We start from the raw sequence: 12,992 nt of genomic DNA on the forward strand, positions 1-12,992 counted from the left end.
TTTGCGGCCGCTACCTTGCGTAGCGCTCCACGAAGTTGCTGAGGATTTTCATCGGCTCCGCCGCAATGAACTGCCGGGCGTTCTCCATCAGCACCTCCGCCGACTCCGGCGGGAAGTAGCCGGCGTGGCGGTAGATATCGATCCGGGTGACCAGCCCGTCGGCGTCGAGCTCCGGGTGGAACTGTGTGGCGTACAGGTTGGCCTTGATCCGGAACATGTGCACCGGGCAGGCCGCGGAACTGGCCAGGAGCACCGCGTGGGAGGGAAGGACGCTGACGGCTTCCTTGTGGCCGGTAAACGCCGTGAAGCTTTCCGGCAGTCCGCGCAGGAGGGGATCCTGCAGGCCTTCCGCTGTCAGCTTGATGGTGGTGCCGCCCAGGCCTTCACCGTAGGTCCGGTCAATGACCGCGCCCTGGTGCAGGCCCAGCGTACCGACCCCGTAGCAGGCGCCGAGGAACGGGAAATCCGCCGGCACAATGCGGTCCAGCAGCAGGCGCAATTCACGCTCCACCCGGTGCTGGGCCGGGCTTTTGTGGTCCGCCGGGTCGCTGGAGGTGAAGGGGCTGCCGCCTACGATCACCCCGGAGTAATCGGAGAGGTCCAGGTCCGGCATGGGCCCGGCTTCCATTCGGATGCGGCGCAACTGTGCGGGCTCAAGTCCGCCATAGCGCAGGTAGGCCTCGTATTCTTCCTCGGCAGCCTTGTCCTCGGCGCGTGAGGCAAGCAGTAGAAATGGCTTCACACGCTAAGTCTGCATGGAGCCGCCCCCGGGCGCCATGGGCGCGCCGGGGGCGGCGGGCATTGCTGTGCCGGCGGACCGGGAAGGAGCCGGAGGCGGCTTAGTCCTCGATCGTGGCGATCACGGCACCGGCGGAGACCGTCTCGCCCGCGATGGCGACCAGGCCGGTAATGGTGCCCGCACGGTGGGCCGTGAGCGGCTGCTCCATCTTCATCGCTTCGAGTACGACGACGAGATCACCTTCGGCAACAATGTCGCCTTCCACAACTGCCACCTTCACGATGGTCCCCTGCATGGGAGAGGTCAGCGAGTTGCCGCCCGCAGCAGCCGCCGGTCCGCCGGAGCGGGAACGCTTCTTGGCCTTGGCCGGTTTGCCCGGGCCGCCGGTGCTGAACGAGCCGAGTGACGCCGGAAGCACCACCTCAAGGCGTTTGCCGCCCACCTCGACGACAACGCGCTGGCGATCCCCGGCGTCGGACGCCTCACCTTCGGCGCCGTCAGGCGTCCACGCCGGAATGTCGTTGACGAACGCCGTCTCGATCCAGCGGGTGTGGACCTTGAACGGTCCCTCGGCCGGGGCGAAGTCGGGGTTGGTGACCACTGCGAGGTCGAACGGAATGACGGTGGGGATGCCCTCGACCACCATCTCCTCCAGGGCCCGGCGGGAGCGCTGCAGTGCCTGCTCACGGGTGGCGCCGGTGACGATCAGCTTGGAGAGCATCGAGTCGAAGTTGCCGCTGATCACGTCGCCCTGCTCTACGCCGGAGTCAACCCTGATGCCGGGGCCGGTGGGGTTCTTCAACGTGGTGATGGTGCCCGGGGCGGGCATGAAGTTGCGGCCGGGGTCTTCGCCGGTGATGCGGAATTCGATGGAGTGTCCGCGCACCTCGGGATCGTCGTAGCCCAGCTTTTCGCCGCGGGCCAGCCGGAACTGTTCGCGGACGAGGTCGATTCCGGTGACTTCCTCGGAGACACAGTGCTCCACCTGGAGGCGGGTGTTGACCTCAAGGAACGAGATGGTGCCGTCCTGGCCCACCAGGAACTCGCACGTTCCGGCGCCGAGGTAGCCGGCCTCCTTGAGGATGGCCTTGGACGACTCGTAGAGGCGGCGGTTCTGCTCTTCGGTCAGGAAGGGAGCGGGCGCCTCCTCCACCAGCTTCTGGTTGCGGCGCTGCAGAGAGCAGTCGCGGGTGGAGACCACCACGACGTTGCCGTACGCGTCCGCCAGGCACTGGGTTTCGACGTGCCGCGGGGCGTCCAGGAAGCGCTCGATGAAGCATTCTCCGCGCCCGAACGCAGCGACGGCCTCGCGGACGGCCGATTCGAACAGTTCCGGAATCTCCTCGCGCGTGCGGGCCACCTTGATGCCGCGTCCACCGCCGCCGAAAGCCGCCTTGATGGCCACCGGCAGGCCGAACTTGTCCACGAACTCGAGGATCTCTTCTGCGGATTCCACGGGGTCGGCGGTGCCGGGGACCTGCGGTGCGCCCACCTTTTCGGCGATGTGCCGTGCCTGGACCTTGTCGCCGAGGGCGGAAATTGCCTCCGGGGAGGGGCCGATCCAGGTGATGCCCGCACCGATGACCATGGCGGCGAACTGTGCGTTTTCGGCCAGGAAGCCGTAGCCCGGGTGGATGGCGTCGGCGCCGCTCTGGTGCGCCACTTCGATGAGCTTTTCCATCACCAGGTAGGACTCGGCAGCGGTGTTGCCGCCCAGTGCGTAGGCCTCATCCGCCAGGCGCACGTGCAGGGCGTCGCGGTCCGGGTCGGCGTAGACGGCCACCGAGGTGATGCCTTCGTCCCGGGCGGCTCGGATGATGCGCACGGCGATTTCACCGCGGTTGGCGATGAGGACTTTGCTCAGCCGCTTGGAGCTCGTCAGGGCGGCACCTGCGTGGCTTGGGGCGGTGGACTGCTCTGGACTTGCGGACTGCTCCGAATTTGCTGACAAGGCGTCTCCTTCTTTCCTTCAGGGAGCCTAGCGCGATTTTGAGGGTTCCGCCGATATTACTTGCGGATTCCGCGTGTAAAGCTCCTGTCCTTTGTAGGGATGCTACAAAGAGCTGCGAATTGCCTCACTCCGCGCGGACATCGGCGGGGTCAATGGCGCCGCCGGTCCACAGTTCGGTGATGCCTACCTGCGCCTGGCCCAGCAGCCCGCGAAGGGTGGAAATGGAAAGTCCGACGACGGTGTGGGGGTCGCCGTCGACCTTCCGGATGAAGGCACCGCCGTAGCCGTCGATCGTGAATGAGCCGGCGCACTGGAGCGGCTCGCCGGTGGCGATGTACGCGTCGATTTCTTCGACGCTCATGTCCATGAAATGGACTTCGGCGGAGGTCACGGAGCCCAGCGTGGCGCCGGAGCCGTTGGAGCCGCCGTCGTCGGGCTCGGTATCGCGGCAGTCCACCAGCCAGTGGCCCGTGTGCAGCACGCCCATGGCGCCGCTCATCCGCAGCATTCGCTCCCTGGCGACCTCGGCCGTGTACGGCTTGCCGTGCGCCTCGCCGTCGAACTCGAAGACGGAATCGCAGCCGAGCACCAGTGCGCCGTCTGCTTCCGGCAGCGAGGCGACGGCCTCCGCCTTGGCGCGCGCCAGCAGCAGGGCGGTGTCGTGCGGATCCGTGACGCCGTAGCGGGCCTGGACGGCATCTTCATCCACGTCCGAAACCAGGATCTCGTGCCGGATGCCGGCGTGGCTCAGCAGTTTGGTGCGTGCGGGGGACTGGGAGGCAAGAATGAGGCGGGTCACCGCTCCAGCCTAGTTCCCCCTGAGTCTCATTGTCGCGGGGTCTTTTCGCTCAGGATTTCTCGCTCGGGCTTATTGTCGGAGGTCGGCGGGATAGTTGGTTCATGGACGGGAACCAGGGATCGGAAGCGGCACGGGCAATGGCCGGACGTGATGGAGACAACCTCCGCGGCGTGGTAGCAATGTGCTTGCACGCGCTTCAACAGATCAAGGTGCCTGAGGGCGGCGCCGAGCAGATCGAATTCTGTCGGCGGCTGGAGGAGCTGGGCGCCGCATTGGCTCCTGTCATAACGCGTCTTGAGGTGGCGGCTGTCCTAAGTCGTGCGCCGATAGCTACGACCGGAGTGGGCACGTCCCCAATGGCACACGAAGCGGGCGACCGGCTCCTGTTTGCCCTCATTAATGTCGTAGCCCAAAGGGACACTTGAGCCATGGAAGGATATCCCGGACCGGAAGCGGCGCTGGCAGCACGCCAGGGTGATTTCCGCTGTGCTTGCAGTTGCGGTCAACGGCCGGTTGCGGAAGATGCGGTCATTGACCTGAATGGTGGCATGCCTGAGGAGGACGGCGCTCGCTTGATTGAGGAGATTCGGGCGTTGGAGGACAGGAAATCTGCGTTGTCTGCCCGTCAGGCCCGGCTGACTGTCGCATTTGACCGGCAGCAGCGCCGCCAACAGTCTGACGCCGGAGTACCCGCAGACCAATGCGGGGCAGGCATCGGAGCGCAGATCGCGCTCGCCCGTCGCGAATCCCCGTCCAAGGGAGACAGGTTGCTGGGCCTGGCCGAGGCTATGGTGACCGAGATGCCCCGAACCCTCGCCGCGCTGGAGACCGGGCAACTGAATGAGTGGCGCGCAACGTTACTGGTCAAGGAGACGGCGTGCCTGTCGGCGGAGGACCGCTGCGCCGTGGACGAGGAACTCGCGCCCGACACTGCCGCCTTTGACGGGGTAGGTGACCGGGGAATCATCGCTGCCGTCCGAGCCGCGGCTTACCGCCGTGACCCCCGTTCTGTCACCCAGCGGGCCAGCCACGCCGCAGCCGAGCGTCACGTCAGCCTCCGCCCGGCTCCGGACACCATGTGCTATCTGACCGCCCTGTTGCCCGTCTCGGCCGGTGTCGCCGTTCATGCTGCTCTTGTCCGTAACGCGGAGTCTGTCCGCAGCGGCGGAGATCCTCGCTCCCGCGGACAAATCATGGCCGATGACCTGGTCGAACGCGTGACCGGGACGCCGGGCGGCTTTACAGGCATCGAAATCCAGCTCGTCATGACTGATCGGACCCTCTTTCAAGGTGACAGCGAACCGGCACGCCTTCCCGGCTACGGTGTGGTCCCAGGCGGCTGGGCCAGAAGCATCATTGACCGTGGCGGAGCTGCGCCTTCTATCCGGGATCAAGCCTTCAACACTTGGATCCGTCGTCTGTACACGGCCCCTGCCACGGGCGAGCTGGTGGCGATGGATTCCCGCGCCCGGCTTTTCCCCGCGGGACTCCGCCGCTTCATCGAGGCACGCGACGACACCTGCCGCACGCCCTACTGCGACGCACCCATCCGCCATCTGGACCACATCGTCCCCTGGCACGGCGGCGGAGCTACAACACAGGACAACGGTGCCGGGCTCTGCGAAGCCTGCAACCACACCAAGGAAGCGCCGGGCTGGACGGCTCACCCGTTGACCGGACCACATGTCCCCGGCGGGACCAGGCATGCCATCCGGCTGACAACGCCCACCGGCCACAGCTGCCGATCCACTGCACCGCCTTTGCCGGGAACTCAACGCGGGAGCCCGGCCTTGGACTCCGGCTGCCCGGAAGCAGTACGTCAGCGGAAAGAACTCCGCCACCACGCCAAGATTCGCAGGCGTGCCCTCCGCTATGCTCCATTCGCGGCGTAGCCGGGTCACAGACAGCGGAAGACTAACAGCAGAAATTAACTGCAGAAAAAGGGACCGCCCGCCGATCAAGTGATCGGCGGGCGGCCCCTAAGGACGACGAAGCGCTCTGTCAGCGTGCGCCGACCTCTTCCGCTTCTGTTACGACGGCGGTCTCATCCTTCCGGAGTTTCGTGCCCTCGACGTCGACGTCCGGCAGGATGCGGTCCAGCCAGCGCGGCAGCCACCATGCCTTTTCGCCGAGCAGGTACATCACGGCCGGGACGATCGTCATACGGACCACAAAGGCATCAATCAGCACGCCGAAGGCCATGGCGAAGCCGAGCGGACGGACCATGTTCAGGTGCGAGAAGATGAAGCCCGCGAACACGCTGACCATGATGATGGCGGCCGCGGTGACCACGGCAGAGGCATGGCTGAAGCCGCTCCGGACGGCGTGCTTTGCCGACTCCCCGTGCATGAACGATTCACGCATGCCCGAGGTAATGAACACCTGGTAGTCCATGGCGAGTCCGAACAGGACACCGATCAGGATGATGGGCAGGAAGCTGAGCACAGCGCCCGGATTTTCGACGCCGAACACCATCCCAAGCCAGCCCCACTGGTAAACGGCAACGACCGCCCCGAACGCAGCGGCAAGCGAGAGCAGGAAGCCGCCGGTGGCCAGCAGCGGCACCCAGATGGAACGGAACACGAGCAGCAGCAGGATCAACGAGAGACCCACCACGATCGCCAGGTACGGCGGCAGCGCGTCGCCGAGTTTGGTGGACACGTCGACGTTGCCGGCGGTCTGTCCGGTGAGGCCGATGCTGACGCCGGTGGAGTCCTTGATCTGGTCCTTTTCGGCGCGCAGTTCGGAGACCACCTGGACGGTGCTCGCACTGGCCGGGCCTTCATTCGGGATGACCTGGAACACTGCGGTGCGGCGGTCCTCGCTCAGGGCCAGGGGCACGGCGGCCGTGACGTTCCCGGTCTCGCGCAGGATGTCCGCGACGTCGAACTGCTTGGCCTGCGCGTCGGCTTCGCTGAGTCCCTCGGGGAGGTCGCCCACTACGATGATCGGGCCGGTCATGCCCTCGCCGAAGCTCCGCTTGGTGACGTCGTAGGCCTTGAATGCCTGTGAGGCGACCGGTTCGGAACTTGCGTCCGGCAAAGCAAGCCGCAGCTGGGCGGCGGGCAGGGCCACCACACCGAGCAGGACCACTCCGGCCAGCAGGGCCAGCCACGGGTGGTTGGTGACGATGCCGCCCCAGCCGTGGTTGCTGCGGTGTTCCTCCCTGGCGCGGTCCTCGGTTTCGTGGCCGGGAGCGGCATTGTGCCTGGCCGCTTTGGCCCAGGCCCGCTTGGAGATCAGTTTCCGGCCCACGAGGGAGAGCACAGCCGGCGTCAGGGTCAGGGCTACGACGACGGCGACGCCCACTGTTGCGGCGGCCGAGAGACCCATCACGGCCAGGAACGGAAGGCCCGGGACCACGAGGGCCGCGAGGGCGATGATGACGGTCAGGCCGGCGAAGAGCACGGCATTGCCGGACGTGCCCGTGGCCAGCGCCACGGATTCCTCCGGGTCCATTCCGGAGAGCAGCTGGGAGCGGTGCCGGTTGACGATAAACAGGGAGTAATCGATTCCGACGGCGAGGCCGAGCATCAGCGCAAGCATCGGGGAAATGGAGCTCATGTCGAAGGCGCCGCTCAGGGCGAACGTGGCACCCACGCCGACGGCGACGCCGACGACGGCCATAAGCAGCGGAAGCCCGGCAGCGATCAGGGTTCCGAGCATGATGATCAGGACCAGGGCTGCCACGGCGATGCCGATGATCTCGGCTGTGCCAAAGAGTTCGGAGATGTCTTCGCTGATTTCCTTGCTGGGCAGCGCGGTGACGTTGGCGGCGGACACCTCCTTGACGATGTCCTGGACTTCCTGGCGGACCTCGGGGTTGAGGCCGTTGATCGACGTCTTGAACTGGACCTGCGCGATGGCGGCCTTGCCGTCCTCGGAGACGAAGCGGAGGCCGTTCGAGGCCTCGAGCTGGCGCGTACCAAGGGCCAGCGTCGCCTCGCCGGCTTCCAGTTCCTTCGTGCCGGCGTCGAGCTTTGCCTGGCCTTCGGCGAGCGCTGCCTTCTGTTGGCCAAGCTGCGCCTCGATCGCGGCGGGCGGCATGCCCGCGGCCACCATCTGCTGTTCGGCAGCTTCCAGCTGGGCCTTTCCAGCGGCGAGCTCGGCCGCGGACTGCTCCAGCCGGGCCTTGCCGGCAGCAGACTGTTCCTTGCCTGCAGTGAGGTCCGCGGCGGCCTTGTCCAGCTGCGCCTGGGTGGCGAACGGGTCGACGGTGCCCTGGACGTCGGGGAGGGTCTTGAGCTTGGTGAGCGCAGCCGTGACGGCGTCTTTACCTGCCTGGCTGAATTGTGCGTCGTTGGCTTCGAACACAACGCTCGCCGAGCCGCCGGAGGACGAGGGGAGCTCGTTCTTGAGCTTGTCCGCCATCCGCTGCGTCTCGGTGCCCGGGATCTGGAAGTTGTTGGACAGGGTGCCGTGGAAGGCTGCAGCCGCGCCACCGACGGCCAGCATGACGGCGAGCCACACGGAGATGACAAGCCAGCGGTGCCGGTAGGAGAACTTGCCGAGGCGGTAAAGCAAAAGTGCCATGTCAGAGCCGATCTGCGAAAGGGGTGGCGGTGGAGTTGTTGGCCATGGTGCTGGCCCGGGGCCTTGCGGGGCGGGCGAATCCGGAGCCCAGCAGGCTCATGGAATCGATCAGGAGCTGCCTGAGGATGGAAAGGGACTCCGGGGTCAGGGACCCGCCGCATCGGGCGAACCAGACGTCCATTGCAGCCTTACCGCAGGAGATGAGGGAACCGGCCAGCGCGCGCAGATAGAGTTCGTCGAATTCGGCGCCGGGAGTTTGGGCGAACCGTTCACGGGCAGCGTCGATGATTTCCGCGGTGCAGTGGTCCCATGCTTCCAGTTCGCTGCGGTTGAGCTGCGGATTGGACTGCGCCAGGGTGTACAGCTCGGCCATGGGGGCCACGGTCATGGGGTCGGCAAGCTGAATCAGGGCCGCCCGTGCCGACTCCAGGATGGGCTCGTCGGCTGGCCGCAGCCGGAACTGCGCAAGGGCGTGGTCCAGGAAACCGTGGGTCACCGCTGCCAGGGCCGCTTCCGTGCTGCTGAAGTAGTTGAAGAAAGTGCGTCGGGAAATGGCGGCGGCATCGGCGATGTCCTCGACCGTGAAGTTACCCGGGCCCTTGCTCCGCAAGAGCTGGAGGGCGGCATCGGTAATGGCCTGGCGTGTTGCGGCCTTGTTGAGTTCACGGCGCGACGGTGTTGCGGGCGCGGCGTTGGCGCCGGAAGCCTGGCCGGGCGCGGTCTGGGTAGGTGGCACGGCATTACACTACGTGCATTTTTACACTCTGTGCAAGTTCTTTGTGGAGTCCGATTCACAGCTTCCTGACAGCTGGATGACAGCATTTACTTAACCGGGTGCCGCACTCTTGGGGAAGGTAGGCGAACTGTAGCTACCAACGGAAGCAGCAATGTTGCTGCGGCAGATCGAGGAGACGTGCCATGTCAAGCAGGAAGAAGTTGGGCCTCGGCCTGGGCGCCGCTGCCCTGGTTGTCGGGGCCGGGATCGGCGTCAGCGGGATTGCGTCGGCGGCAACCACGCCCACGCCGTCGCCCAGTGCGTCGGCCACTACGAATGCGGACGGCCACGACCGCGGGCACAAGGGCGGCCGGCACGGACACGGAGGGGGCGCGCAGGCATCGGAGCTAGCTGCCAAGCTCGGCGTCGACGAGGCAAAGGTCACCGAGGCGCTCAGGACGTTCCGTGAGGCGAACAAGCCGGCCACTCGTCCCGCCGAGGGCACTAAACCGGACAGGGAGGCCATGGAATCGGCCCTGGCCAAGTCCCTCGCGGAGTCACTCGGCATTGAGGAATCCAAGGTCACCGCCGCACTTGAGGAGCTGCGCACGGAGGCGCAGTCTGAGCGCGCTGCTGCCCTCAAAACGCGGCTGGACAAGGCAGTCGCGGACGGCAAGCTCACCCAGGCGGAAGCGGACGCTGTCGCCAAGGCCGTAAAGAACGGCGTGATCGGAGGCGGGGGCCACTAAGGCGTACCGGCGGCCGAACATACCCAAACGCCGCAGCCCCCGGGAAGATCCCGGGGGCTGCGGCGTTTTAAGCCAAGCCTGGTGTCAGGCTTTCGCGTCGGCCAATTCGCGGCCGTCCACTGCAGCCGCCGTCGGATCGGCAACCACCTCGGTGGAGTCGTCTGCGAACGGGTCGCCGTTACGCGGTGCGTTGTAGAGCGACTCGTCCAGGATGCCCTGGCGCTTGGCAACGATCGTGGGGACGAGCGCCTGCCCGGCGACATTGACCGCCGTGCGGCCCATGTCCAGGATCGGATCGATCGCCAGCAGGAGGCCGACGCCGGCCAGCGGCAGTCCCAGCGTGGAGAGCGTCAGGGTCAGCATGACGACGGCGCCGGTGGTGCCGGCAGTCGCTGCCGAGCCCAGCACAGAGACGAGTGCGATCAGCAGGTACTGGCTGAAGTCCAGCTGGATGCCAAAGAACTGGGCCACGAAGATCGCCGAGATGGCCGGGTAGATCGCGGCGCAACCGTCCATCTTGGTGGTGGCGCCCAGCGGCACGGCGAAAGAGGCGTAGGCCCGGGGGACGCCCAGGCTGCGCTCGGTGACGCGCTGGGTCAGCGGCAGCGTGCCCACGGAAGAGCGGGAAACGAAGGCCAGCTGCACAGCGGGCCAGACACCGGAGAAATACTGCTTGACAGACAACCCGTGGGTGCGGACCAGGACCGGGTAGACCACGAACAGCACCAGGGCCAGTCCGACGTAGATAGCAAAGGTGAACTTGCCCAGCGACCCGATGGTGTCCCATCCGTAGACGGCCACGGCGTTGCCAATGAGCCCTACGGTGCCCAGCGGGGCGATCCGGATGATCCACCACAGCACCTTCTGGATGACGGCGAGGGCGGAAGCGTTAAGGGTCAGGAACGGCTCCGCTGCCTTGCCCACCTTCAGGGCGGCCACGCCGACGGCGATCGCGATCACCAGGATCTGGAGGACGTTGAAGCTGACCGCGGTGGTCACGGCGCCTGATTCAGCAACGGTGGAGCTGGCACCCAGGCCCAGGAAGTTCTTGGGGAAAAGCCCCACCAGGAACGCCCACCAGTCGCCGGATTTGCCGGAGTACTTAGCCTCCTGGGTGATGCCGGTGCTGGCGCCGGGCTGCAGGAGCACACCCAGGCCGATGCCGATCAGCACTGCGATCAGGGACGTGATGGCGAACCACAGGAGCGTGTTCCACGCCAGCTTTGCGGCGTTGGACACCTGGCGCAGGTTCGAGATCGAGCTGACAACCGCGGTGAAGATGAGTGGGACGACGGCGGTCTGCAGCAGCGAGACGTAGCTCGAGCCGATGGTCTGCAGGGTGGCGCCGAGGGCATTGGGGCTCGCCTTGGTGCTGCCCGTGTACTTGGCCAGGAGGCCGAGGCCCAGGCCCACGATCAGAGCGGCGATGATCTGGAAGCCGAACGAACCGGCCCATTTGGGCAGCCGGAAGCCGGTGTTTCCTGCGGGGGAGGGGGTGCTGGTTTGAGTGCTCACCCGAACACGCTAGGACGGGTTCGCTTATCACGACGAACGGATGTTGAGAAATGTTACGGGAATAGATTCCAGGGGTAGCCGGAAAATCCCTAGAAAATGGCGTAGGTAGGCACTTTTGTGAAGTTATTCCCGGGGTCGATGTGGCAAACGTCTCGCCTTCACAATGACTTTTTGTCCAGATAACGCGACTTCCAAGGCGGTTTGCTCGCGTCATCTGGACAAAAACTCGACAGGCGGAAGGCACTTACCCCAGCAGCGCCCGCTTGAGGGTGTCGAGCCCCACGGAGCCGATGTTCAGGGCCTTGGTGTGGAAGGCCTTCAGGTCGAAACCGGGGCGGGCTTCCAGCTCGGCGCGGATCTGTTCCCAGAGGCGCTGGCCCACCTTGTAGGACGGCGCCTGACCCGGCCACCCCAGGTAGCGGGCGAACTCGAAATTGAGCTGTCCCTCACTGATCGCCAGGTTCTCTTTCAGGAAGCCGTACCCCTTGTCCGGCGTCCAGGTTCCGCTGCCCCAGCGTTCCGGAACCTCCAGCTCCAGGTGCACGCCGATATCGAACACCACGCGCGCCGCACGCATGCGCTGCATGTCCAGCATGCCCATGTGGTCGCCCGGGTCCTTCAGGTAACCCAGTTCCTGCATCAGTTTCTCGGCGTACAGTGCCCAGCCTTCACCGTGGCCGGACGTCCAGCAGACGTTGCGGCGCCACTTGTTGAGCAACTCCCGGCGGTAGACAGCCGTAGCGATCTGGAGGTGGTGTCCGGGTACGCCTTCGTGGAACACCGTAGTGGTCTCTGCCCACGTGGTGAACGTGTCCTCGCCCGCCGGTACGGACCACCACATCCGGCCCGGCCTGCTGAAGTCGTCGGAAGGGCCGGTGTAGTAGATGCCGCCTTCGTCCGTGGGGGCGATCAGACATTCGAGCGTCTTCATGATGTCCGGGATCTCGAAGTGGACACCGGCGAGATCCGCCACGGCCTTGTCCGAGAGGTCCTGCATCCAGGCCTTAAGGGCGTCGGTGCCTTTGAGTTGCCGGGCAGGATCGCTGTTCAGGATGTCCTTGGCTTCCGCCACGGACGCGCCGGGCCGGATCTCGTTGGCCACGCGTTCCTGTTCGGCGATGAGCCGCTCGAGTTCCTGGACGCCCCAGGCGTACGTCTCGTCGAGGTCCACCGTCGCGCCGAGGAATGCCCGGGATGCCAGTGCATAGCGGTCCCGGCCCACCGCGTCCTTGGCAGGTGCCACGGGAAGGAGCTCGGCGGACAGGAAGTCGGCCAGTTTCACGTAGGCTGCGCTGGCCGCGGCAGCGCCGTCGTCGAGTTTTGCCTGCAGTTCCGCGGAAAGCGGGCCGTTCTTGGTCTTTGCGCCGGCGGCCATCTTCGCGAAGAAGCCGTCCCCGGCGGCGTATTTGGTGGCCTGCTCGATGACGATGGCCACCTGCCGGGCAGCGGAGACCTTGCCCTGCTCCTTTGCGGAACGCAGCGACTCGATATAACCGTCGATCGCTCCGGGGACGCTGTGGGCACGGCCGGCGATGTGCTCCCAGTGTTCGGCGGTGTCGGTGGGCATCAGGTCGAAAATGGAGCGGATGTTCTGCGCCGGCGATTCGATGTTGTTCAGTTCGGCGGCGTCCCAGCCCGATGCGTGGATTTCCAACTGCAGTCCCAGCCGTTCGCGCATGGCGTCGAGCGTTACGGCGTCCACCTCGTCCACCGGCTCCAGGCCGTCGAGTGCGCTGAGAGCCTCCATGGCCGCAGCCATGAATCCTTCGATGCCGGCCGGCGAGAAGTCCTGGAACTCGGTCTCGTGGCCCGGTATGCCCAGCACTGTGGCGAAGCTCGGATTGAGCCGTATCAGGGTGTCCGTGTAGCCGTCGGCGACGGCGTCGATGGCTGTATGGGGGCGCGCGGAGGCTGCGGATTCGGTAGTCACCCCACGAGACTAACGGGGCAAACCCGGTTATGAAAGACTCACTGAACTTTTCGGTGTGTCA

Annotated in this window: 9 protein-coding genes; 2 read left to right on the top strand and 7 right to left on the bottom strand. The window is 65.9% G+C overall.

Annotated elements, in window-relative coordinates:
- Positions 1-10: 10 nt before the first annotated feature.
- From ACSQ12_RS06610 to ACSQ12_RS06620, 3 genes are all read right to left on the bottom strand, one after another.
- Entirely contained in the window at positions 11-742 is a 732-nt protein-coding gene (locus tag ACSQ12_RS06610; RefSeq protein WP_436064804.1) for a glutamine amidotransferase, read from the bottom strand.
- A 97-nt stretch (positions 743-839) separates the two neighbouring features.
- Entirely contained in the window at positions 840-2,690 is a 1,851-nt protein-coding gene (locus tag ACSQ12_RS06615; RefSeq protein ID WP_436064805.1) for an acetyl/propionyl/methylcrotonyl-CoA carboxylase subunit alpha, read from the bottom strand.
- Between the two features lie 124 nt (positions 2,691-2,814).
- The gene (locus tag ACSQ12_RS06620; protein WP_436064806.1) at positions 2,815-3,489 is read right to left on the bottom strand and encodes a Maf family protein; all 675 of its coding nucleotides are present in this window, start codon (positions 3,487-3,489) and stop codon (positions 2,815-2,817) included.
- Positions 3,490-3,917: 428 nt separating this feature from the next.
- On the opposite strand from ACSQ12_RS06620, the gene ACSQ12_RS06625 reads away from it, so the two are divergent.
- Positions 3,918-5,381: a DUF222 domain-containing protein gene (locus ACSQ12_RS06625; RefSeq protein WP_436064807.1), complete on the top strand. Its 1,464-nt coding sequence runs from the start codon at positions 3,918-3,920 to the stop codon at positions 5,379-5,381.
- A 109-nt stretch (positions 5,382-5,490) separates the two neighbouring features.
- Here ACSQ12_RS06625 and ACSQ12_RS06630 read toward each other — a convergent pair whose 3' ends face one another.
- Together ACSQ12_RS06630 and ACSQ12_RS06635 are read right to left on the bottom strand one after the other, a co-directional pair.
- On the bottom strand, positions 5,491-8,022 hold the full coding sequence (locus ACSQ12_RS06630; RefSeq protein ID WP_436064808.1) for an MMPL family transporter: 2,532 nt from the start codon (positions 8,020-8,022) through the stop codon (positions 5,491-5,493).
- Between the two features lies 1 nt (position 8,023).
- Positions 8,024-8,758, bottom strand: coding sequence for a TetR/AcrR family transcriptional regulator (locus ACSQ12_RS06635; RefSeq protein ID WP_436064809.1), 735 nt, complete (start codon positions 8,756-8,758; stop codon positions 8,024-8,026).
- 182 nt (positions 8,759-8,940) lie between these two features.
- Between ACSQ12_RS06635 and ACSQ12_RS06640 the strand changes: the two genes are divergently transcribed.
- Entirely contained in the window at positions 8,941-9,486 is a 546-nt protein-coding gene (locus ACSQ12_RS06640) for a hypothetical protein (RefSeq protein WP_436064810.1), read from the top strand.
- A gap of 84 nt (positions 9,487-9,570) precedes the next feature.
- On the opposite strand, the gene ACSQ12_RS06645 is transcribed toward ACSQ12_RS06640, so the two are convergent.
- Positions 9,571-11,001: a dicarboxylate/amino acid:cation symporter gene (locus ACSQ12_RS06645; RefSeq protein WP_436064811.1), complete on the bottom strand. Its 1,431-nt coding sequence runs from the start codon at positions 10,999-11,001 to the stop codon at positions 9,571-9,573.
- 244 nt (positions 11,002-11,245) lie between these two features.
- Positions 11,246-12,931 carry a DUF885 domain-containing protein gene (locus ACSQ12_RS06650; RefSeq protein ID WP_436064812.1) on the bottom strand — a complete coding sequence of 562 codons (1,686 nt, stop codon included), beginning with the start codon at positions 12,929-12,931 and terminating at the stop codon, positions 11,246-11,248.
- Between the last annotated feature and the right edge of the window lie 61 nt (positions 12,932-12,992).

This window comes from Arthrobacter sp. LjRoot14 (assembly GCF_964253905.1).
Classification (GTDB): Bacteria; Actinomycetota; Actinomycetes; order Actinomycetales; family Micrococcaceae; genus Arthrobacter.

Coding starts and splice junctions, on each gene's coding strand:
- ACSQ12_RS06625 (WP_436064807.1), top strand. CDS start 3,918: ATGGAAGGATATCCCGGACCGGAAGCGGCGCTGGCAGCACGCCAGGGT.
- ACSQ12_RS06630 (WP_436064808.1), bottom strand. CDS start 8,022: ATGGCACTTTTGCTTTACCGCCTCGGCAAGTTCTCCTACCGGCACCGC.
- ACSQ12_RS06640 (WP_436064810.1), top strand. CDS start 8,941: ATGTCAAGCAGGAAGAAGTTGGGCCTCGGCCTGGGCGCCGCTGCCCTG.